The sequence below is a fragment of the Psychromarinibacter sediminicola genome (genome assembly GCF_029168335.1).
In the GTDB taxonomy this organism is placed as follows: domain Bacteria; phylum Pseudomonadota; class Alphaproteobacteria; order Rhodobacterales; family Rhodobacteraceae; genus Psychromarinibacter; species Psychromarinibacter sediminicola.
On sequence record NZ_JARGYC010000069.1, the window covers coordinates 1 to 22,980 of the forward strand.

Here is a 22,980-nt window from a genome sequence, read left to right on the forward strand (position 1 = left end):
ATCGCCGCCGTCAGCGTCGTCTTGCCGTGGTCAACGTGACCGATCGTCCCGATGTTCACGTGCGGTTTGTTACGTTCGAACTTTGCCTTTGCCATTGTGTTGGCTCCCTTTGTCTTGTCGGGCGGTGCGCGGTGTCCCACGCACCGACGATTATGCGTATTTCGACTGGATCTCGTCGGAGATGTTCTGCGGCACCGGGTCGTAATGGTCGAACTGCATGGTGAAGTTCGCCCGGCCCGAGGACATGGACCGCAGGTTGTTGATGTAGCCGAACATGTTGGCCAGCGGCACGAAGGCGTTGATGGCGATCGCGTTGCCGCGGTTCTCCTGCCCCTGCACCTGGCCCCGGCGCGAGGTCAGGTCGCCGATGATGCTGCCGGTGTATTCCTCCGGCGTGACCACCTCGACGCGCATGATCGGCTCCAACAGCTTGGCGCCGGCCTTGCGCAGGCCTTCCCGCATGCACATCCGCGACGCGATCTCGAAGGCCAGGACCGAGGAGTCGACGTCGTGGTACTTGCCGTCCACCAGCGCGACCTTGAAGTCGATCACCGGGAAGCCGGCCAGCGGGCCCGAGTCCATCACCGAGTTGATGCCCTTCTCGACGCCGGGGATGTATTCCTTCGGCACCGACCCGCCGACGATGCGGGATTCGAAGGAATAGCCCTCGCCCGGCTCGGTCGGGGTGATCTCCAGCAGGACCTCGGCGAACTGCCCCGAGCCGCCCGACTGCTTCTTGTGGGTATAGCGGTGCTCGATCGGGTGCGAGATGGTCTCGCGATAGGCCACCTGCGGCGCGCCGATATTCGCCTCGACCTTGAATTCGCGCTTCAGGCGGTCGACCAGGATGTCGAGGTGAAGCTCGCCCATGCCCTTCATGATGGTCTGGCCGGATTCGATGTCGGTCTCGACCTTGAAGGACGGATCCTCGGCGGCCAGGCGCTGCAGGCCCTGGGACATCTTCTCCTGGTCGGCCTTGGTCTTCGGCTCGACCGCGATCTCGATCACCGGGTCGGGGAAGGTCATGGTTTCCAGCACGACCTGCTTCTGCGCGTCGCACAGCGTGTCGCCCGTGGTGGTGTCCTTCAGACCCGCCAGCGCGATGATGTCGCCGGAGCCGGCCCAGTCGATCTCTTCGCGCGAGTTCGAGTGCATCATCATCATCCGGCCGATGCGCTCGCGCTTGCCCTTCGTCGAGTTCATCACGGTGCCGCCCTTTTCCAGGAGGCCCGAGTAGATCCGGCAGAAGGTGAGCGAGCCGACGAACGGGTCGTTCATGATCTTGAACGCGAGGCCCGCGAAGGGCTGATCGTCGCCCGGCTTGCGCTCGATGTTGCGGGTCTCGGTCTCGTCGTCCGGGGCAAAGCCCATATAGGGCGGCACGTCCAGCGGACCGGGCAGATAGTCGATGACCGCGTTCAGGAGCGGCTGCACGCCCTTGTTCTTGAAGGCCGAGCCGGCCAGCACCGGAACGAAGGACAGCGACAGGGTGCCCTTGCGGATCAGGCTCCGCAGGGTCGGCATGTCGGGCTCTTCGCCTTCCAGGTACGCCTCCATCGCATCGTCGTCCATCTCGACGGCGATCTCGATCAGCTCGGCGCGCATTTCCTCGGCCTGCTCGCGCAGCTCCTCGCGCACGTCCTGCACGACCCAGGAGGCGCCCAGATCCTCGCCCTTCCAGACCCATTCCTTCATGGTCACGAGGTCGACGATGCCTTCCAGCTTGTCTTCCGCGCCGATGGGCATCTGGATCGGGGCCGGCGTGGCGCCGGTGCGGTCCTTGATCATCTTGACGCAGTTGAAGAAGTCGGCGCCGATCTTGTCCATCTTGTTGACGAACACGATGCGCGGCACCTTGTAGCGGTCGGCCTGGCGCCACACGGTCTCGGTCTGCGGCTCGACGCCGGCATTGGCGTCCAGCACGGCGACCGCGCCGTCGAGCACGGCGAGCGAACGCTCCACCTCGATGGTGAAGTCGACGTGGCCCGGGGTGTCGATGATGTTGAAGCGGAACTTGGCTTCCTGCGGCGTGTCGCCGTAGATGCCGGTCGGGTTCTCGCCGTCCTCGGTGCGGAACCAGAAGGTGGTCGTCGCCGCCGAGGTGATGGTGATCCCGCGCTCCTGCTCCTGCTCCATCCAGTCCATGGTCGCGGCGCCGTCGTGCACCTCGCCGATCTTGTGGGACTTACCGGTGTAGAACAGGATGCGCTCGGTGCAGGTGGTCTTGCCCGCGTCGATATGCGCCATGATCCCGAAGTTACGGTAGCGCTCGAGGGAATATTCGCGTGCCATGGGAGGGCCTCTAGATCAGAATTACCAGCGGTAGTGGCTGAACGCCTTGTTGGCGTCGGCCATCTTGTGGGTGTCTTCGCGCTTCTTCACGGCCGAGCCGCGGCCGTTGACGGCATCCAGCAGCTCGCCGGCGAGGCGTTCTTCCATCGTGTTCTCGTTCCGGGCGCGGGAGGCGTTGATCAGCCAGCGGATCGCCAGCGCTTCGCGGCGTTCCGGGCGCACCTCGACCGGCACCTGGTAGGTGGCGCCGCCGACCCGGCGGGAGCGGACCTCGACCGCCGGCTTGATGTTGTCGAGGGCCTCGTGGAACACTTCCACCGGCGCCTTCTTCAGCTTGCCCTCGACCCGGTCGAACGCATTGTAGACGATGCTTTCGGCGACGGACTTCTTGCCGTCGACCATCAGGTTGTTCATGAACTTCGTCAGAACCCGGTCGCCGTACTTGGCGTCGGGCAGGATTTCGCGCTTCTCGGCAGCGTGACGGCGGGACATCTCTCAGATCCTCTTACTTCGGCTTCTTGGCGCCGTACTTCGAGCGGCGCTGCTTGCGGTCCTTGACGCCCTGGGTATCCAGAACACCGCGCAGGATGTGGTAACGCACGCCGGGAAGGTCCTTCACCCGGCCGCCGCGGATCAGGACCACCGAGTGCTCCTGCAGGTTGTGGCTTTCACCGGGGATGTAGCTGATCACCTCGTAGCCGTTGGTCAGGCGGACCTTCGCCACCTTCCGCATCGCCGAGTTCGGCTTCTTCGGCGTCGTGGTGTAGACGCGCGTGCAGACGCCACGCTTCTGGGGGTTACCCTCCAGGTGCATGGACTTGTTGGACCGTCTTTTCGGCTGCCGCGGCTTGCGGATCAGCTGCTGGATCGTTGGCATTCCGGTTTCTTCCCCGTGTTGCAACACATATGTTCATCTCGTGGGGCGCGCGCACCCCGGTTTTGTTGGTCGCGTCTTGCGCGTCCGCAAAACACGAAAACCGCCCCCGTCCCCTCGTTCGCGGGAACGACGCGGTGGAATTTCAGAGGATCGGAGCCTGCGGGCCCGGATCGTGACCACTTCGATTCTGTGACAGACGGGAACCACCCCGCCCAGGTTGGCGCCGTATAGGGTGAGTCCCGACCCTTGTCAACAGCCCCTCCCCGGCCGTCCGGACCCCGGCGGATGGCCGCGGTTCGGCGCCTCGCGGGAACATGTGCCGGCGGCCCCGTGTTGGCAAGGGAACGTTGGCAACGCGCCAACCCGAAGACGTGGATCCAAAGGAGCACCCCATGCCCGGGAGGAGACTTCCCCTCATCACCGCCGCCGCGGCGACGCTGGCCCTGACCGCCGGCGCCGCCCAGGCGCAGACCCGCTGTGGCGCGACCTACACCGTGTCGCCGGGCGACACCTTCTACGACATCGGCCAGCGCTGCGGCGTCAGCCTGTCGCTGATCGCCGAGCTGAACCCCGACACCGACCCGCGCGACCTGCGCGTCGGCGAAGAGCTTCGCCTGTCGTCCCGCGCCCGCAACGACGACGGCAGCGCCCCGGCCCCCGACAGCCGCCCCGAGCAGACGGACGGCACCTACCAGGTGCAGGAGGGCGACACGGCCTGGAGCATCGCCCAGGCGCTGGGCCTGTCGGTGATCGAGCTGATGAACCAGAACCCCGACCTGCGCCCCTATTCCATGGCCGTGGGCGACGTTCTGGACGTGCCCACCGGCGACCGGACCGCCGCCATCGACATCGCGCCCGCCTCCGGCCCCGTCGGGACCGAGGTCACGATCGAGGCGCGCAACCTGCGCCCCTACGACTACGTCACCATCGGCGTCGGCGAACGCGCGTCCGAATGGCGCGCCATCGACCAGGCCCGCACCGGCGAGGCCGGCAACCTGACCGCCACCGTCGACGTGCCGCGGCGCTTCGATCCGGGCGACCAGCTGATCTTCGTCGTCGATACCGACCGCGGCATGACGCTGAAATCGCTGGACTTCGAGGTGACGGCCCGCGAAACCGACGCGCCCGAGACCGTGGCGCTGGAAGGCCGGGTGATGGACGGCGTGGAATGCCCCGTGCTGCGCACCCCGGACGGCGACCGCTATGCCCTGACCAGCTCCGACATCGCCTTCACCGAGGGCGAGTATGTCGAGATCGCGGGCACGCGCGCCGACATGTCCTTCTGCCAGCAGGGCCAGGCGACCATCGACGTGACCGAGATCCGCGAGGTCTCTCCGCCGGACGACGGGGACGGCGACGGCCGCGCCCGCGTCGACAGCGCCTTCCTGCGCGGCGCCTGGGCCGCCGAGACGGGCAACTGCGCCCGCCCCGCCTTCGACATCTACACCGAAGCCGGCGGCGGCCTTGCCATCGGCACCTCGCTGGAGGGCTACGCGCGCACCGGCGATGTGGAAACCGGCCTCGAAGGCCGCTTCGTCTTCGACCGGCCCGAGATCGTGCTCGCGGTCGAGCGCCGCGGCGACGACCGGCTGTCCGTCGTCGCGCCCGACGGCGACCCGGTGCAGTTCGCCGGCCACGATGTGGGCGAGCCGCAGGTCTTCACCCGCTGCTAGGCCTATCTGACGCGCAGCGCCTTGGGCGCTGCGCGCGCCAGGTTGCGTTCGCGGTAGAACGTGTAGATGCCTGTCGCGACGATCACGGCGGCGCCGATCAGCGTCGGCACCGCCGGCCATTCCTCGAACACCAGAAGCCCCAGGATCAGCGCCCAGAGCAGGCTGGTGTACCGGAACGGCGCCACCAGCGCGAGGTCGCCCACCCGCATCGCGGAGACCGAGAAGACATAGCCGCCGATGATCAGCACCGAGGCCGCGCCGACCAACAGGACCGACCGCCCCGACAGCGGCGCCCAGTCGACGAACACCGATCCGACCCCGAAGAACGCCATCACCGAGAAGGCGTTGAAGAAGGCCACCGTCACCGACGGCACCTCGGCCGACAGCTTGCGCGACAGCAGGTCCCGCACCGTGACCAGCGCCACCGCGACCAGCGGATAGACCGAGTAGACATCGAACCCGGCCATCCCCGGCCGCACGATCATCAATACGCCCGCGAACCCCACCAGGATCGCCGCCAGCCGCCGCCAGCCCACCGCCTCGCCCAGAAACAGCGCGCCCGCCAGCGTCACCGACAATGGCAGCGCCTGCATGATCGCCGAGGCGTTGGCGAGCGGCATGTTCAGGATCGCGGTCATGAAGAAATAGGCCGCCCCCACCTCCGTCACGTTGCGGATCAGGATCATCCAGCGGTCCCGCCGCGGCAGGCGCAGCTTCAGCCCGCCCAGCGCCCGCGCCAGCAGCAACATCCAGACCGTCGTCGCCAGCCCGCGCAGGAACAGCGCCTGGAACAGCGGCACCTCGGCGAGCGCCGCCTTCATGCAGGCGTCGTTGATGGTGAAGCACGCCATCGACCCCGCCATCAGCGCAGAGCCCCGCAGGTTGTCCGAAAAGCCGGCCATCGCATGCCCGTAGCAGCGAACTGCCCCCCGCACCAGTCCCGCCCCGTGCGCCGATCCGCCTAAGCGAGTCCGAAGCCGGTGCCCGCACCATCGACGCCGGCGCACTCAAACCGCCGCGCTCTACAGACACCGCGGGCGCCCCAGCGCCCGCGCGGATCGACGCGCGCCGCGCGGCGACGCTCAGAGTCCCAGATGCTTGAACTGCCCCAGCTTCCGGCCGAACCGCTCGCGCAGGATCGCGTCGATCTCCTTGTTCGGCAGCTGCAGCTTCAGCCCCGTGCGATGCGGGTTCGCCTTGTTGTCCTGGTGGATCGTCCGGACATAGGCATAGTGCTGGGTGTCCGAATAGGCGTTGAAATACTGCGGCAGCTGCCGGTGATCCACGCTGTAGACGTTCTCGCGGTAACTCACCGGCGCGATCAGCGCGGCGCCCACCGAAATCGGCGTCCGCTCGCAGGTCGGGTAGACGACCGTCTTGTACTGCCGCCGCTCCAGATAGAAGCCGAGATTGTGCGCGACCGACGCCGGGTTGTCGACGCCCCCCACCGCCGCCACTTTCGGCGCCAGATCCTTCAGCCGCGCGACGAAGCCGTTGTCGATCGCATCGTCGTCGTCGAACCGGAACGTCGTGCGATGCGTGTACCCGTCGTCGGGCTCCGCCATGATCGTCTTCTTGATCCCGGCGTAATGGTGCTGCGGCTCCGCCTCCACGATCTTCACGCAAGGCACGCCGGCCGTCACGTCGCGCAGCCGGTCTTTGTACTCGCCCGGCATGTTCGCCCCCACCAGCAGGATGCAGGTGAAGTCCTGGTCGGTCTGCATCGCCAGCGACGGCAGGCAGAACGCCTCGAAATACAGAAACCGCCGGTCGAGCCGCTCACGGTCGAACAGGAACGCCTCCATCTCCGCGACGCTCTCGAAGCCGGGATAGAAATTGCCGACCGTGGCAAAGGAAAACCGGATCAGCCCGATCACCTGGTTGCGGATTTCCATGCGCGCTGCCCGTCCTGTCGCCCCTGCCGGCGGCGACAGTGGCACCGCCGCCTCGCCCGGTCAACCACGCCGCCACCCACGCCGTGCTGGACGCCGCCCGCCGCGCCGCGCTATGTCGAGGCCGGAGCGAAACGGGCAGGACAGCATATGGCCGAGGGCTATCTCGTCGCGGCGGCGATGCGCAACGAGGGCGCGTTCCTCGTGGAATGGGTCACCTGGTACCGGATGCTGGGCTTCGATCTGCTGGTCGTCACCAACGACTGCACCGATCACAGCCCCGCGCTCCTCAACCTTCTGCACGATGCCGGCTGGCTGACCCACACCACCCATTCCCCCGATCCCGGCACGCCGCCCAAGCGCAGCGCCCACCGCACCATCCGCGCCCATCCCGCCACGGCGCGGACCGAATGGCTGATGATCTGCGACGTGGACGAATTTCTCGTGCTGCACGACGGCGACGGCACCATCGCGGGGTTCGTGGGCGACACCGCGCCGGGCCGGTTCCGCGGCATCGCCTTTCACTGGAAGGTCTTCGGCTCGGGCGGGGAAACCCGCTGGCACGACGCGCTGCAGCACCGCACCTTCACCCGCTGCGCCGACACCCACGACCGCGCCAACGCCTCCTTCAAGACGCTGATCCGGCATCCGCTCGACTTCGACCGCTTCGGCGCCCACAGCCCGATGGGTTTTGCCGGCGACTGGGGCACCGGCGAGAACGTCCTCGTCGACAGCGAGGGCCGCACCCTCGGCCGCTACCACCCCAACGGCGCGGCCCAGCGCGCCACGCATCCCGACCGCGTCACGCACCGCGCGGCGCAGATGAACCACTACATGATCCGCTCGCCGGAAAGCTTCGCGCTGAAACGCGGCATCCCCAGCCCCTCGGCCGGCCGCGACCGCTACACCGACGACTTCCTCGCCCGCTACGACCGCAACGAGACCGAGGACCAGAGCGCCCTGCGCCACGCCGACCGCTTCGACGCGCTCCACGCCGAGGCGATGACGCTTCCGGGCCTCGCCCGCCTGCACCACCTGTGCTGCGCCGACTACGTCACCCGCCTCGCCGAAGCCGCCGGACAGGACCCGAGATCCGACCCCCGCTACACCCGCCACATGGACCGCGCCACCACGATGACCTGACGCGCACCCCCGGCTTCTTCTCGTTTCAAATACGCGAAAATCCCGCCCGCGCCACGGGCCCGACCGCCGGGCACGACGCGCCCCGTGCCTGCGGGCCGGGCGGGGTGGGCGGGTGGGCGCCCGGTCCGCAGGCACGGCGCCACAAAGAGAAACGCCCCGCACCTTCCGGCACGGGGCGTCTCCAAAGTCTCGCCAAGAGCGACAGGTCAGTCGCGGCTTTCCGGCGTCTCCACCAGTCCCGCGTCCAGGTCGTCCTCGGACATGAAGTCGTCCACGGGCGCGGCCAGTGCCGCGGCGGCCTCGGCCTCGGCGCGCGCCGCCTCGATGACGGCATTGTCGCGCTCCTGCGCCACGCGCCGCACCCGCTGGGTGGCGCCGCCGGTGCCCGCCGGGATCAGCCGGCCGACGATGACGTTCTCCTTCAGACCGACCAGGCGATCCCGCTTGCCCTGGACCGACGCCTCGGTCAGCACGCGCGTGGTCTCCTGGAACGACGCCGCCGAGATGAACGACCGCGTCTGCAGCGACGCCTTGGTGATGCCCAGAAGAATCGGCTCGCCCTGCGCCGGGCGGCCGCCCTTCGACTCGGCCTTCTCGTTGGCCTCGTCGAACTCCACCTTGTCGACATGCTCGCCCTTCAGAAGCGTGGTGTCCCCGGAATCCAGGATCTCCCACTTCTGCAGCATCTGCCGGACGATCACCTCGATATGCTTGTCGTTGATCTTCACGCCCTGCAGCCGGTACACGTCCTGGACCTCGGCGATCATGTACTCGGCCAGCGCCTCGACACCCATGATCGACAGGATGTCATGCGGCGCCGGGTTGCCGTCCATGATGTAGTCGCCCTTCTGGACGAAGTCGCCCTCGACCACCGGGATGTGCTTGCCCTTGGGCACCATGTACTCCACGGGCTCCAGCGACTCGTCGGCGGGCTCGATCGAGATCCGGCGCTTGTTCTTGTAATCGCGCCCGAACCGCACGTAGCCGTCGATCTCGGCGATGATCGCGTGGTCCTTGGGACGGCGCGCCTCGAACAGTTCCGCCACCCGCGGCAGACCGCCGGTGATGTCCTTGGTCTTGGCGCCCTCGCGCGGGATCCGCGCCACGACGTCGCCGGCCTGCACCTTGGTGCCGTCCTCGACCGACAGGATCGCGTCCACCGACATCGGATAGGTCACCGGGTTGCCAGCCGCGTTGCGGACCGGCTCGCCGTCCTCGCCGACCAGGATGATCTCCGGCTTCAGGTCGCTGCCCTTCGGCGCCGCGCGCCAGTCGGACACGATCCGCTGGGTCATGCCGGTCGCCTCGTCGGTTTCCTCGCGGACCGACAGGCCGTTGACCAGGTCGACGAAGCGGGCGGTGCCCTCCTTCTCGGCGATGATCGGCAGGGTGTAGGGATCCCACTCGATCAGCTTGTCGCCGCGCTCCACCGTGGCCCCGTCCTCGGGGAAGATCTTGGTCCCGTAGGTGATCTTGTGGCTGGCCCGCTCGGTGCCGTGCTCGTCGACGATGGCGAGCGTCATGTTGCGGCCCACGACGATCTGCTCGCCGGCGGCGTTGGTCAGGATGTTCGCGTTGCGGAACTCCACCTTGCCGGAGGTCGAGGCCTCCAGGAACGACTGCTGGCCGCCCTGCGCGATGCCGCCGATGTGGAACGTCCGCATCGTCAGCTGCGTGCCCGGCTCGCCGATCGACTGCGCCGCGATGATGCCCACGGCCTCGCCCTGGTTCACCATCGTGCCGCGCGCCAGGTCGCGGCCGTAGCACATGGCGCAGACCCCTTCCTCGCTGTCGCAGGTCAGCGGGCTGCGGATGCGCATCGCGGCGATGCCCGCGGCTTCCACCGCGTCGGCCTTGCGCTCGTCGATCAGCTCGCCCTCGGCGACGATCACCTCGTCGGTCCCGGGGTTCAGCACGTCCTCGGCCGCGACGCGGCCCAGGATGCGCTCGGACAGCGACGCCACGATCTCGCCGTCGTTGACCGCCGCTTCCGCGGTGATCGACCGGTCGGTGCCGCAGTCGTTCTCGCGCACGATGCAGTCCTGCGCCACGTCCACCAGACGCCGGGTCAGGTAGCCCGAGTTCGCCGTCTTCAGCGCGGTGTCGGCCAGACCCTTCCGGGCGCCGTGGGTGGAGTTGAAGTACTCCAGCACGGTCAGGCCTTCCTTGAAGTTCGAGATGATCGGCGTCTCGATGATCTCGCCCGACGGCTTGGCCATCAGGCCGCGCATGCCGCCCAGCTGCTTCATCTGCGCCGGCGAGCCACGGGCCCCGGAATGCGACATCATGTAGATCGAGTTGGGCTCCTTCTCGGCGCCGGCATCGTCGTACCGGACGGCCGAGATCTCGCCCATCATCGCGTTGGCGACCTCGTCGGAGCATTTCGACCAAGCATCGACCACCTTGTTGTACTTCTCGCCCTGGGTGATCAGCCCGTCCATGTACTGCTGCTCGAACTCCTTCACCTGGTCGCGCACGTCGTTCACGATGGTCCACTTGTTGTCGGGGATCAGCATGTCGTCCTTGCCGAACGAGATGCCGGCCCGATACGCCTCGCGGAAGCCCATCGTCATGATCTGGTCGCAGAAGATGACCGACTCCTTCTGCCCGCAATAGCGGTAGACGGTGTCGATGACCTGCTGCACCTCCTTCTTGCGCAGCAGGCGGTTGACCAGGTCGAACGGCGCCTTCGCGTTCAGCGGCAGAAGCGCGCCCAGCCGCACGCGGCCCGGCGTCGTCTCGAACCGGCGGACGACCTCCTGGCCCTCCTCGTCGATCTGCTTGACGCGCGCGGTGATCTTTGCGTGCAGATGCACCTCGCCCGCGTCGAGCGCGTGCTGCACCTCGTCCACGTCGGCAAAGGTCATGCCCTCGCCCTTCATGCCCTCGCGCATCATCGTGATATAGTAGAGCCCCAGGATCATGTCCTGCGACGGCACGATGATCGGCGCGCCGTTGGCCGGCGACAGCACGTTGTTGGTGGACATCATCAGCACGCGCGCTTCGAGCTGCGCTTCCAGCGACAGCGGCACGTGAACCGCCATCTGGTCGCCGTCGAAGTCCGCGTTGAAGGCCGAGCAGACCAGCGGATGCAGCTGGATCGCCTTGCCCTCGATCAGGATCGGCTCGAACGCCTGGATGCCCAGACGGTGCAGCGTCGGCGCCCGGTTCAGCAGCACCGGATGCTCGCGGATCACCTCGTCCAGGATGTCCCAGACCTCGGGCCGCTCCTTCTCCACCAGCTTCTTCGCCTGCTTGACGGTGGACGACAGCCCCTTCGCCTCAAGCCGCGAGTAGATGAACGGCTTGAACAACTCCAGCGCCATCTTCTTCGGCAGGCCGCACTGGTGCAGCTTCAGCTCCGGACCCGTCACGATGACCGACCGGCCCGAGAAGTCGACGCGCTTGCCCAGAAGGTTCTGCCGGAACCGGCCCTGCTTGCCCTTCAGCATGTCCGACAGCGACTTCAGCGGCCGCTTGTTGGCCCCCGTGATCACCCGGCCGCGCCGGCCGTTGTCGAACAGCGCGTCGACGGATTCCTGCAGCATCCGCTTTTCGTTGCGGATGATGATGTCCGGCGCGCGCAGCTCGATCAGCCGCTTCAGGCGGTTGTTCCGGTTGATCACCCGGCGGTACAGGTCGTTCAGGTCCGACGTGGCGAACCGGCCGCCGTCCAGCGGCACCAGCGGGCGGAGTTCCGGCGGGATGACCGGGATGACCGTCATGATCATCCATTCCGGCCGGTTGCCGGATTCCAGGAAGGACTCGACGATCTTCAGCCGCTTGATGATCTTCTTCGGCTTCAGCTCGCCGGTGGCCTCGGCCAGGTCGGCGCGCAGCTGTTCGGCTTCCGATTCAAGGTCAATCGCCGCCAGCATCTCGCGGATCGCCTCGGCGCCGATATTCGCCGTGAAGGCGTCCATCCCGTAGGCGTCCTGAGCGTCCATGAACTCTTCCTCGGTCATCAGCTGGCCGTAGGTCAGGTCCGTCAGGCCCGGCTCGATGACGACGTAGTTCTCGAAGTAGAGGATGCGCTCCAGGTCCCGAAGCGTCATGTCCAGCATCAGGCCGATGCGCGACGGCAGCGACTTCAGAAACCAGATATGCGCGACCGGCGCGGCCAGCTCGATATGGCCCATGCGCTCGCGGCGGACCTTCTGCAGCGTGACCTCCACGCCGCATTTCTCGCAGACGACGCCGCGATACTTCATCCGCTTGTACTTGCCGCACAGGCACTCGTAGTCCTTGATCGGACCGAAGATCCGGGCGCAGAACAGGCCGTCGCGCTCGGGCTTGAAGGTCCGGTAGTTGATCGTCTCGGGCTTTTTGATCTCGCCGTAGGACCAGCTGAGAATCCGCTCCGGCGATGCAAGCGAGATCTTGATCTCGTCGAAGGTCGCGGGCGCCGCAAGCGGGTTGAACGGGTTGGTGGTCAGTTCCTGGTTCATCTCGATTTCCTAATCAGGGGCATGAAGGGGGAAGGCCGGGCCCGATTTTTCGTCGAAAAATCGCGGGCCCGGACGGGCGGGTGCCGCTATTCCTCCCCCTCCGCATCCAGGAGTTCCATGTTCAGGCCGAGGCCGCGGACTTCCTTGACGAGCACGTTGAAGCTCTCGGGAACGCCCGCCTCGAAGGTATCCTCGCCCTTGACGATCGACTCGTAGACCTTGGTCCGGCCGGCCACGTCGTCCGACTTCACCGTCAGCATCTCCTGCAGGGTATAGGCGGCGCCGTAGGCTTCCAGCGCCCACACTTCCATCTCGCCGAAGCGCTGACCGCCGAACTGCGCCTTGCCGCCCAGCGGCTGCTGGGTGACGAGGCTGTACGGACCCGTCGAGCGGGCGTGGATCTTGTCGTCGACCAGGTGGTGCAGCTTCAGCAGGTACTTGACCCCCACCGTGACCGGCCGCGCGAACTGCTCGCCCGTCCGGCCGTCGAACAGCTCCGACTGGCCGCTTTCGTTGAACCCGGCCCGCTTCAGCGCGTCGTTGACGTCATGCTCCTTGGCGCCGTCGAAGACCGGGGTCGCGATCGGCACGCCGCGGGTCACGTTGCCCGCCGCTTCCAGCAACTGAGCGTCGTCCATGGTCCCGATGCCTTCCTCGAAGACCTCGTCGCCATAGGCGATACGCATCGCGTCGCGCACCGGGGTCAGGTCGCCCTTGCGCCGGTACTCGCCCAGCGCGTCGCCGATCTGCTCGCCCAGACCGCGCGCGGCCCAGCCCATGTGGGTTTCGAGGATCTGCCCGACATTCATCCGCGACGGCACGCCCAGCGGGTTCAGTACGAAGTCCACCGGGGTCCCGTCCGCCAGGAACGGCATGTCCTCGATGGGAACCACCTTGGAGATCACACCCTTGTTGCCGTGACGTCCGGCCATCTTGTCGCCCGGCTGCAGCTTGCGCTTCACCGCGACGAAGACCTTGACCATCTTCATGACGCCCGGCGGCAGGTCGTCGCCCCGGCGCACCTTCTCGACCTTGTCCTCGAACCGGTGCTCCAGCGCGCGCTTCTGCGCCTCGAACTGCGCGTTCAGCGCCTCGACCTGCTGCGCCTCCTCGTCGTTCTCCAGCGCCAGCTGCCACCACTGCCCGCGGGACAGCATCTCCAGCAGATCCTCGGTGATCTGGCTGCCGGGCTTCACGCCCTTCGGCCCCTTCACCGCGGTCTTGCCGAGGATCATGTCCTTCAGACGCGCGTAGATGTTGCGCTCCAGGATGTGCAGCTCGTCGTCCCGGTCCCGGGCCAGACGTTCCACTTCCTCGCGCTCGATCTGCAGCGCGCGCTCGTCCTTCTCGACGCCGTGGCGGTTGAACACGCGGACTTCCACGATGGTGCCGTAGTCGCCCGGCGGCAGCCGCAGCGAGGTGTCGCGCACGTCCGATGCCTTCTCGCCGAAGATCGCGCGCAGGAGCTTCTCCTCCGGCGTCATCGGGCTTTCGCCCTTGGGCGTGATCTTGCCCACCAGGATGTCGCCCGGCCCCACCTCGGCGCCGATATAGACGATCCCCGCCTCGTCGAGGTTGCGCAGCGCCTCCTCGCCGACATTCGGGATGTCGCGGGTGATCTCTTCCGGCCCCAGCTTGGTGTCGCGGGCGGCGACCTCGAACTCCTCGATATGGATCGAGGTGAACACGTCCTCCTTCACGATCCGCTCGGAGATCAGGATGGAGTCCTCGTAGTTGTAGCCGTTCCACGGCATGAACGCGACGACCACGTTCTTGCCGAGCGCCAGCTCGCCCAGGTCAGTCGACGGACCGTCAGCCACGACCTCGCCCTTCTCGACCTTGTCGCCCACCTTCACCAGCGGCCGCTGGTTGATGCAGGTGTTCTGGTTCGAGCGCTGGAACTTGCGCAGACGGTAGATGTCGACGCCCGGATCGCCCGGCTCCAGGTCCTCGGTCGCGCGGATGACGATCCGCTGCGCGTCGACCTGGTCGATAAAGCCCGCCCGGCGCGCCTGGATCGCGGCGCCAGAGTCGATGGCGACCTTGCCCTCGATCCCGGTGCCCACGAAGGGCGCGTCGGCCTGCAGCAGGGGCACCGCCTGCCGCTGCATGTTCGAGCCCATCAGCGCGCGGTTGGCGTCGTCGTTCTCCAGGAACGGGATCAGCGACGCCGCGACCGACACCAGCTGTTTCGGCGACACGTCGATCAGGTCGACCGTCTCGACCGGGTTCAGCGTGTATTCGCCGGCCTGCCGGGTGTTGACCATCTCGTTGGTGAACTTGCCGGTCTCGTCCAGCGAGGCGTTGGCCTGCGCCACGGTGTGCCGCATCTCCTCGGTGGCGGACATGTAGTGCACTTCGTCCGTGACCATGGCGTCCTTGACCACGCGATAGGGCGTCTCGATGAAGCCGTACTTGTTCACGCGGGCGAAGGAGGCCAGCGAGTTGATCAGGCCGATATTCGGCCCTTCCGGCGTCTCGATCGGGCACATCCGGCCATAGTGCGTCGGGTGAACGTCGCGCACCTCGAAGCCCGCGCGCTCGCGGGTCAGACCGCCGGGGCCGAGCGCCGACAGGCGGCGCTTGTGGGTGACTTCCGACAGCGGGTTGGTCTGGTCCATGAACTGCGACAGCTGCGAGGAGCCGAAGAACTCGCGCACCGCGGCGGCGGCGGGTTTGGCGTTGATCAGATCCTGCGGCATCACCGTGTCGATCTCGACCGACGACATCCGCTCCTTGATCGCGCGCTCCATCCGCAGAAGGCCCACGCGGTACTGGTTCTCCATCAGCTCGCCGACCGAGCGCACCCGGCGGTTGCCCAGGTGGTCGATGTCGTCGATCTCGCCGCGGCCGTCGCGCAGGTCGACCAGCGCCTTGACGCAGGCGACAATGTCCTCGCGCCGCAGCGTGCGCTGCGTGTCCGGCGCGTCAAGCGCCAGGCGCATGTTCATCTTCACCCGGCCCACGGCCGACAGGTCGTAGCGCTCGGAATCGAAGAACAGCGTGTCGAACAGCGCGGACGCGGCCTCGACGGTGGGCGGCTCGCCCGGGCGCATCACGCGGTAGATGTCCATCAGCGCGCTGTCGCGGTCCATGTTCTTGTCCTGCGCCATGGTGTTGCGCATGTACGGACCGACCGAGACGTTATCGATGTCCAGCACCGGGACGTCCGTCACGCCGGCATCGATCAGCTCCTTCAGCGTGCCGCCGGTGACCTCGCCCTCCTTGTCGGTCTCCCAGGTCAACTCGTCGCCGGCCTCGACATAGATCGCGCCGGTCTCCTCGTTGATGATGTCCCGGGCGGCGTATTTGCCGACGATCTGCTCGAAGGGCACCAGAAGCTCGGTGATCTTGCCCTCGTCGATGATCTTCTTGACCGCGCGCGGGGTGATCTTCTTGCCGGCCTCGGCGAACACCTCGCCGGTGGCCGCGTCGACCAGGTCGAACGGCGGACGGGTGCCGCGCACCCGCTCGGGGAAGAACTTGGTGACCCAGCCGCGCTTGCCGTCCAGGCGGTAGTCGACCGTGTCGTAATAGGCGTCCATGATCGCCTCCTGGTCCAGCCCGAGGGCGTAGAGCAGGGTCGTCACCGGCAGCTTCCGGCGCCGGTCGATGCGGGCGAAGACGATGTCCTTGGCGTCGAACTCGAAGTCCAGCCAGGAGCCGCGATAGGGAATGATGCGGCAGGCGAACAGGAGCTTGCCCGAGGCGTGGGTCTTGCCCTTGTCGTGGTCGAAGAACACGCCAGGCGAGCGATGCATCTGCGACACGATCACCCGCTCGGTGCCGTTGACGATGAAGGTGCCGTTCGGCGTCATCAGGGGCATGTCGCCCATGAAGACATCCTGCTCCTTGATGTCCTTGACCGACTTGGCGCCGGTATCCTCGTCCATGTCGAACACGATCAGCCGCAGGGTGACCTTCAGCGGGGCGCTGTAGGTCATGTCGCGCTGCATGCACTCGTCGACGTCGTATTTCGGCCGCTCCAGCTCGTAGCGGACGAATTCCAGGACGGCGGTCTCGTTGAAGTCCTTGATCGGAAAGACCGAGCGGAAGACGCCGTTGATGCCTTCGTCGTCCATCGGCTCGGGCTGGTCGCCGGACTTCAGGAACAGTTCATAGCTGGATTTCTGGACCTCGATGAGGTTCGGCATCTCCAGGACTTCCCGGATCTTGCCGTAATATTTCCGCAAACGCTTCTGGCCAAGGTAGCTGGACGCCATGGGAGGTGTTCACCTTTCATCTTCGCAAACGCGCAGCCGTCGGGCCCCGGCCGCGCGCCCTTGGAACAGGTCGGTCCGATCAATCCCTGGCAGCCGTCCCACCGGCCGCCGCCCGATCGGTCACCGCACCTTAGGAAACGCTCTTGCGCGAAGAGCCCTTCCTGAGACGCGGACGGCTGGACCCGGGAATGCCCGGATCCAGCCCGTGTTCGTCGCGCGCTCGTCGGCCCCCGGGCCCTCCTCGCGAAGAGGACCCGCCAGGGACCGATGAGCGATTACTTGAGCTCCACCTCGGCGCCGGCGGCCTCGAGCTTGCTCTTGATCTCTTCGGCTTCCTCCTTCGGGGCGCCTTCCTTGACGGCCTTGCCGCCCGCCTCGACCAGCTCCTTGGCCTCTTTCAGGCCCAGGCCGGTGATCGCGCGGACTTCCTTGATCACGTTGATCTTGGAGGCGCCGGCCGATTTCAGGATGACGTCGAATTCGGTCTGCTCTTCCTCTTCGGCCGCGCCTTCGCCGCCGCCGGCCGGACCGGCCATCATCACCGCGCCGCCGGCGGCGGGCTCGATGCCGTATTCGTCCTTGAGGATGGTTTTCAGTTCCTGGGCCTCGAGAAGGGTCAGCCCCACGATCTCTTCGGCGAGTTTCTTCAGATCAGCCATTTGTCTGTTTCCGTTGTCCTAGATGTGTTCCAACGTGCGGGGATCAACCCCACGCGGGATATCCCGTCTGCCGTCAGGCCGCTTCGGCCTTCTCCTCGATGGTCGAGAGGATGCCGGCGATGTTCGAAGCAGGCGCGCCAATGGCCCCGGCGATGTTGCTGGCGGGCGCCCCGATGCAGCCGGCGATGGAAGCGATGAGCTCCTCGCGCGACGGCATCTCGGACACGGCCTTCACACCGTCGCGGTCCAGATGCGACTCACCCATGGCCCCGCCGAGGATCTCGAACTTCTTGTTATCCTTGGCGTAACCTTCCGCGACCTTGGCTGCCGCCACGGGGTCCTCGGAATAGGCGAGTACGGTCATACCCTCCAGAAGGTCGGCGAGCGAAGCGTTCGGCTTTCCTTCCAGGGCGATCTTGGCGAGCTTGTTCTTGGCAACGCGCACGGACCCGCCCGCGTCGCGCATACGCGCGCGCAGGTCCTGCATCTCGGCAACCGTGAGTCCCGCGTAGTGGGCAACCACCACGACGCCAGAGCTTTCGAAGATCTGGCCGAGTTCCTCGACCACTTTCTCTTTCTGGGCTCTATCCACAGTTTCACTCCAAGTATGGAGGGCCTTGGCGACCCCCCGGCTCCTAGTCTACCGGGCACAAGGCCCGGCAATCGGGTCCTTACGGGTCCAGCCAATCCGCCCCGGAGCGGGCCAGCGCGGGCACGATCCGAAGAAATCTTGGTCTCTTCCCGTCTCGGGCAGGAATTATGGCTTGGCTCGGGCCGCACCACCCACCGTCTCGGACGAATCATCAGGCCGCCACGAGGGTTCGGGGCGACCTGACAGCGCGGTTCCTAGACCCTCGCGGCGGAAATGTGAAGCCCCCAATGCGCGTTCTCTTGCGCACCGGGCCCCGGTCGCGCAGATGTGACCGGGGTCGACACCGTCGCCGCCCCCTGCCCGCGCGAGCGGCGATGGGAAGTAACGCGCGGCCCGACAGCCGGCGGCGTCCGCCGGGACCGGCACTGCCGACAGAGGTCATACGAGCTTCATGGCATTGGTGCCATGCGCCCCGACGTCGGCTCTGAGCCCAGAGCTGACCTCCCTTATCAGTGCGTTGGTCGTAAGCATTAGGTCGGCCGCAGACTTCGTGGCCGAACCTCGATGGCTCGTCGATCCATGGAAATGCGAAGAAGGTCGTTTTTGAGGCTCGCCACGTTCGGGGTCGCGGGATAACTTCACCGGTATTGTTATTAGCATTCCGGTAGGAATCTCATGTTGAGCGACCGTCAAATCGGCAGCGGCAAGGTCGCCGACGTATATCGCCATAACGGCGCCGCTCTGAAGCTCTTCGAGGCGGGTCAGCCGCGGAACTCGGCGTTCCGAGAGGCGGCCAATCTGGCCCTGCTCGAAGGGACGGGTCTGCCTGTTCCCGAAGTCTTCGGGGTCGACCGCTATGGCGACCGCTGGGGCCTCACGATGAGCCTGGTGGAAGAGGAATGCGGCGCCGACCGGTGGTTCGCCGAGCCGGACCGCACCACCGAGTACTTGCGCGAATTTGCCGCCCTGCACGCGAAGATCCACGCCCGCCCCGGAAGCAACTTCCCTGAACTCCGAGCGCGGATGGCCGCCTCGATCGGCCGCGCGCCGCCGCTCTCAGAGGCAAGACGAACGGAGCTCCTCGCGTGTCTCGCCGACCTGCCGATCGCAGATCGTCTTTGTCATGGTGACTTTCATCCATGGAACGTGCTCGGCCAAGGCGAGAGCGCAACAATCATCGACTGGCTCGATGCCACATGTGGCGATCCGGCAGCAGACGTCTGCCGCTCCTATGTACTGCTGCACGCGGTTTCGACCGACTTGGCGAGGGAATACGTCGTGGTCTACCTACGGGCCGCCTCCTTCGACCTCACAGATGTGCTTGCTTGGTTGCCCTTCGTTGCCGCGGCACGACTTGCGGAAGATGCGATACCGGCGCGGGAGAATCTGATCCGTTGGGCCGAGGGCGGCGCTTGTAATCTCAGTAGCGTGGGGTAGCGTCACTCGGGCCTGGGTTGGGCGCCTGAAGTCAAGCGTGGTGAACGGCGGCTCCGTCCGCGTAGCGGACCAACACTCTGCGCCCCACCCCAAACAAAAAGGGCGGACCCGCAGGCCCGCCCCAATCCGTTCGCCTCGAAAGGCGCTATCTCACTCGGCGGCTTCCGCCGGGGCGTTGCCGGTGGCCGACATGACCTCGACCGACACGCCCGGCCCCATGGTCGAGCTGATCGAGATCTTCTTCATGTAGGTGCCCTTGGCGCCCGCCGGCTTGGCGCGCAGCACCGCGTCCACGAAGGCGCGCAGGTTGCCGGCCAGCTGGTCGACCGTGAACGACGCCTTGCCGATCCCGGCATGCACGACGCCCGCCTTCTCGGCCTTGAACTGCACCTGGCCGCCCTTGGCCGCCTCGACGGCCTCCTTGACGTCCATGGTCACGGTCCCGACCTTCGGGTTCGGCATCAGGTTGCGCGGACCCAGGATCTTGCCCAGCCGTCCCACGACCGGCATCATGTCCGGCGTCGCGATGCAGCGGTCGAAGTTGATCTCGCCGCCCTGGATCCTCTCCATCAGGTCTTCGGCGCCCACGATGTCGGCCCCCGCGGCTTCCGCTTCCTCGGCCTTGGGCCCGCGCGCGAAGACGGCGACGCGCACCGTCTTGCCGGTGCCGTTCGGCAGGGTGACCGTGCCGCGGACCATCTGGTCGGCGTGGCGCGGGTCGACGCCCAGGTTCATCGCCACCTCGACGGTCTCGTCGAACTTGACGTTGGAGTGCTCCTTGACCAGCGAGATGGCCTCCTCGACGGGCAGGTTCTCCTTGCCCGCAAAGGCGTCGCGCGCGGCGCGGGTGCGTTTTCCGTGCTTTGCCATCTTACTTCACCTCGATGCCCATGGAGCGGGCAGAGCCCAGGATGATCTGCATCGCCGACTCGATGTCGGTGGCGTTCAGATCCTTCATCTTCGCCTCGGCGATCTCCTTGACCTGCGCGGGCGTCACAGTGCCGACGGTCGCCCGGCCCGGCGTGGTCGCGCCCGACTTCAGCTTGGCCGCCTTCTTCAGATAGAACGACGCCGGCGGCGTCTTGATGTCCATCGTGAAGGACTTGTCCTGGTAGTAGGTGATCACGGTCGGGCAAGGCGCACCCTGCTCCATCTCCTGCGTGCGGGCGTTGAACGCCTTGCAGAATTCCATGATGTTGATGCCGCGCTGACCCAGCGCCGGACCCACCGGCGGGGACGGGTTCGCTTGCCCGGCAGGCACCTGCAGCTTCATGGTGCCCATGACTTTCTTGGCCATTGGCCATCTCCTTGTCTCAACGCCCCCGGAACGCGATCCGGGAACTTCGGTTGACGTGGTCAGGTCCGGCGGTCGCGACCGCCTCGCCTCCCACGAAAGGGGCCGATCTCTCGGCAGACGCGCCGCATACACCGCGCGCGCGGATTCTGCAAGCCCGCCCGAGCCCCCGGCGCATCTTGCCACGCACCTTGCCACCCGCGCCGATCGCCCCCTAGGGTCCGACGAAACAGATGACAGGACCAAGGCCCATGTTCGACGTCTCCCCGCTCCTGCCCGAAGGCACCCCCGCTCCGTCCGCGCGCTGGTCCGGCTTTCCCGATTACAACTTCGTCGGCGGCCATATCGACCGGGCCACCGTGCCCGTGGACGACCTGCGCGCCGCCGTGGACCGGGCGCTGGCCCGCGACGGCCACGACATCGCCACCTACCGCATGCAGAGCGGCCCGCTGGGCTACACCCCGCTGCGCACCTTCGTCGCCGACAAGCTGAAACGCTATGCCGGGATCGAGACCACCGCCGAGGACATCCTGCTGACCTCCGGCTCGCTGCAGGCCATCGACCTGATCAACAAGCTCCTGCTCCGCCCCGGCGACACCGTGATCGTCGAGGAATCGAACTACGGCGGCACCCTGTCGAAGCTCCGCGCGCTGGGGGTCAACATGGTCCCCGTGCCGCTCGACGCCGAGGGCATGCGGATGGACGCGCTGGAAACCACGCTCGACGACCTCGCCGCGCAAGGCATCACACCCAAGTACATCTTCGCCATCGTCACCGTCCACAACCCCACCGGCACCATCCTGCCGCTCGACCGCCGCCACCGCCTGCTGGAGCTCGCGAAGAATCACGGCGTCCCCGTCTTCGAGGACGAGTGCTATTCCGACCTCACCTGGGCCAACACCCGCCCGCCGGCGCTCCGCGCGCTGGACGACAGCGGCCTGGTCATCCACATCGGCAGCTTCTCGAAGACCGTGGGCCCCGCGCTCCGCGTCGGCTACATCAACGCCGACTGGCCGGTGCTGGGCCGGCTGGTGGCGCTCAAGACCGACGCCGGCTCGCCCGTGCTGGAACAGATGATGCTGGCCGAGTACGGACCCGCCCACTTCGACGCCCATGTCCGCCACTGCAACGCCGTGCTCGAAAGCAAGCTCGACGCGATGATCGACGCGGTGAACGAGCATTTCGGGACCACGGTGGAGTTCACCCGCCCGCCAGGCGGCATCTTCCTGTGGCTGAAACTGCCCGAGGGCGTGACGACCCCGCGCCTGGCCGAGGTCGCCGGCCAACAGGGCGTCGCGGTGAACCCCGGCCCGGACTGGTCGCTGCAGTACGACGCCGACCGCTGGATCCGCCTCTGCTTCGCCAACCCGCCCGTCGAGACCATCCGGGACGGCGTGGCGAAGCTGGCCGCGATCTGCCACGACGAGTTCGGCGTGCCCGAGATCAGCGGGAATGTGAGGCGGTAGGACAAGGCGCGTGATTGCCATCATAGCCTCCCAATGGTCCCGTCGGGGCGGATGATAATCACATCACCAAGCCCTTCAATCGGCCAGTTTTCAAACTGTTGTCGAAGGGCGTCTTCTTCCACATTGCTATCTTGCAGGCCGATCACGATGTTTGGGGCCTGCCCGGCTTCGACTTTCTCTTGGACGCGCTCCCAAATTCTTCGTGAGTGGTCGGTTGATGGCGCGTAGTGATCGTAGACCTCTCCGTTGATCAAATAATCAGGATTTTTTTGGGCCCATCGACCGCCGGGTTCTGAATGACGTCGAAAACGTTCTGCCCCAAAATCTGCGCAGATTCGGGCTATCGGCAGTTTCCTATGTGGACAGAAACGGCCAAAATCGTCCGATGTACACGCTACGAAAGCTGGGGAAATGTTCGTTCCAGATTAGTCCCGGAGAAGGTAAGCCCTGCAACCTGCGCATCTATGCAAGTTGCTCTGAACCAGCTCCCCCCGATGACTTTTGTGTTGGTGAGCACCGCGTAGTCCAGGTTCGACTTGATGAACTGCACGTTCTTGAGAGTAGCGTTCGAGAAGTTGGCACTCGCAAGATTTGAACCATAAAAATCAATATCCTCCAGAACCATGCCAGAGAAGTTGGCGCCCGGAATGATTGCGTCCGATAGATTTAGCCCATTTAGCTCGGCACCTCGAAAATCGGCATCGAAGAGTGTGAGCTGACTGCCTTTCTGACCACGGCTTTCAAGCCAAAGAACATGCTGATGCAGAAGCGATTGGATATGGAATGTTGTCATGGCCAATATACCACCCTGTCCGATAACCCTCTTCGTTCGATTTCTGCTCGCAACGACTCTAGATCTTCGTGCGTTTAATCGTGGGCATATCCTGCGGCCTTAGAGCGTTTGCCCACCGACATGAATCGATTGGGGATTCCCATTCGGCCGAGGGACTGATTCACTGACCCTGGGGCAGATACTGGGGGCAG

18 protein-coding genes are annotated in these 22,980 nt (G+C 66.2%); 4 read left to right on the top strand and 14 right to left on the bottom strand.

Annotated elements, in window-relative coordinates:
* The 4 genes from P1J78_RS19690 to rpsL form a co-directional block, all read right to left on the bottom strand.
* Positions 1–95 (bottom strand): GTP-binding protein (locus tag P1J78_RS19690; RefSeq protein WP_018590913.1); only part of this gene is annotated, 95 nt, incomplete at its 3' end.
* A gap of 55 nt (positions 96–150) precedes the next feature.
* On the bottom strand, positions 151–2,292 hold the full coding sequence (gene fusA / locus P1J78_RS19695; RefSeq protein ID WP_275569103.1) for an elongation factor G: 2,142 nt from the start codon (positions 2,290–2,292) through the stop codon (positions 151–153).
* Positions 2,293–2,313: 21 nt separating this feature from the next.
* A complete protein-coding gene (rpsG, locus tag P1J78_RS19700; protein ID WP_275569104.1) occupies positions 2,314–2,784 on the bottom strand; it encodes a 30S ribosomal protein S7 in 471 nt (156 codons plus the stop codon).
* A gap of 13 nt (positions 2,785–2,797) precedes the next feature.
* On the bottom strand, positions 2,798–3,169 hold the full coding sequence (gene rpsL, locus P1J78_RS19705; protein WP_275569105.1) for a 30S ribosomal protein S12: 372 nt from the start codon (positions 3,167–3,169) through the stop codon (positions 2,798–2,800).
* A 392-nt stretch (positions 3,170–3,561) separates the two neighbouring features.
* Between rpsL and P1J78_RS19710 the strand changes: the two genes are divergently transcribed.
* Entirely contained in the window at positions 3,562–4,842 is a 1,281-nt protein-coding gene (locus P1J78_RS19710; protein WP_275569106.1) for a LysM peptidoglycan-binding domain-containing protein, read from the top strand.
* Positions 4,843–4,844: 2 nt separating this feature from the next.
* Here the strand turns inward: P1J78_RS19710 and P1J78_RS19715 are convergent, their stop codons facing one another.
* Entirely contained in the window at positions 4,845–5,744 is a 900-nt protein-coding gene (locus P1J78_RS19715; RefSeq protein WP_275569107.1) for a DMT family transporter, read from the bottom strand.
* Positions 5,745–5,924: 180 nt separating this feature from the next.
* Positions 5,925–6,737: a glycosyltransferase gene (locus P1J78_RS19720; RefSeq protein ID WP_275569108.1), complete on the bottom strand. Its 813-nt coding sequence runs from the start codon at positions 6,735–6,737 to the stop codon at positions 5,925–5,927.
* Between the two features lie 147 nt (positions 6,738–6,884).
* On the opposite strand from P1J78_RS19720, the gene P1J78_RS19725 reads away from it, so the two are divergent.
* Positions 6,885–7,877: a glycosyltransferase family 2 protein gene (locus tag P1J78_RS19725; RefSeq protein WP_275569109.1), complete on the top strand. Its 993-nt coding sequence runs from the start codon at positions 6,885–6,887 to the stop codon at positions 7,875–7,877.
* A gap of 206 nt (positions 7,878–8,083) precedes the next feature.
* Here the strand turns inward: P1J78_RS19725 and rpoC are convergent, their stop codons facing one another.
* The 4 genes from rpoC to rplJ all read right to left on the bottom strand — a co-directional run bounded on the left by rpoC (position 8,084) and on the right by rplJ (position 17,799).
* Complete coding sequence (rpoC, locus tag P1J78_RS19730) at positions 8,084–12,325, bottom strand: DNA-directed RNA polymerase subunit beta' (RefSeq protein ID WP_275569110.1); 4,242 nt, start codon at positions 12,323–12,325, stop codon at positions 8,084–8,086.
* An 86-nt stretch (positions 12,326–12,411) separates the two neighbouring features.
* On the bottom strand, positions 12,412–16,548 hold the full coding sequence (gene rpoB / locus P1J78_RS19735) for a DNA-directed RNA polymerase subunit beta (RefSeq protein WP_275569111.1): 4,137 nt from the start codon (positions 16,546–16,548) through the stop codon (positions 12,412–12,414).
* 275 nt (positions 16,549–16,823) lie between these two features.
* Complete coding sequence (rplL, locus tag P1J78_RS19740; RefSeq protein ID WP_275569112.1) at positions 16,824–17,207, bottom strand: 50S ribosomal protein L7/L12; 384 nt, start codon at positions 17,205–17,207, stop codon at positions 16,824–16,826.
* 73 nt (positions 17,208–17,280) lie between these two features.
* Positions 17,281–17,799: a 50S ribosomal protein L10 gene (rplJ, locus tag P1J78_RS19745; protein ID WP_275569113.1), complete on the bottom strand. Its 519-nt coding sequence runs from the start codon at positions 17,797–17,799 to the stop codon at positions 17,281–17,283.
* A gap of 678 nt (positions 17,800–18,477) precedes the next feature.
* On the opposite strand from rplJ, the gene P1J78_RS19750 reads away from it, so the two are divergent.
* Positions 18,478–19,236 (top strand): aminoglycoside phosphotransferase family protein, encoded by a 759-nt coding sequence (locus P1J78_RS19750; protein ID WP_275569114.1) that lies wholly within the window; start codon positions 18,478–18,480, stop codon positions 19,234–19,236.
* A gap of 150 nt (positions 19,237–19,386) precedes the next feature.
* Here P1J78_RS19750 and rplA read toward each other — a convergent pair whose 3' ends face one another.
* The gene (gene rplA / locus P1J78_RS19755; protein WP_275569115.1) at positions 19,387–20,106 is read right to left on the bottom strand and encodes a 50S ribosomal protein L1; all 720 of its coding nucleotides are present in this window, start codon (positions 20,104–20,106) and stop codon (positions 19,387–19,389) included.
* Position 20,107: 1 nt separating this feature from the next.
* Complete coding sequence (gene rplK, locus P1J78_RS19760; RefSeq protein ID WP_275569116.1) at positions 20,108–20,533, bottom strand: 50S ribosomal protein L11; 426 nt, start codon at positions 20,531–20,533, stop codon at positions 20,108–20,110.
* A gap of 248 nt (positions 20,534–20,781) precedes the next feature.
* On the opposite strand from rplK, the gene P1J78_RS19765 reads away from it, so the two are divergent.
* A complete protein-coding gene (locus P1J78_RS19765) occupies positions 20,782–21,996 on the top strand; it encodes an aminotransferase-like domain-containing protein (RefSeq protein ID WP_275569117.1) in 1,215 nt (404 codons plus the stop codon).
* Between the two features lie 20 nt (positions 21,997–22,016).
* On the opposite strand, the gene P1J78_RS19770 is transcribed toward P1J78_RS19765, so the two are convergent.
* Complete coding sequence (locus P1J78_RS19770) at positions 22,017–22,409, bottom strand: CdiA C-terminal domain-containing protein (protein ID WP_309568144.1); 393 nt, start codon at positions 22,407–22,409, stop codon at positions 22,017–22,019.
* On the bottom strand, positions 22,391–22,789 hold the full coding sequence (locus P1J78_RS19775; protein ID WP_275569118.1) for a pentapeptide repeat-containing protein: 399 nt from the start codon (positions 22,787–22,789) through the stop codon (positions 22,391–22,393). The genes P1J78_RS19770 and P1J78_RS19775 overlap by 19 nt, the downstream gene beginning before the upstream one ends.
* Between the last annotated feature and the right edge of the window lie 191 nt (positions 22,790–22,980).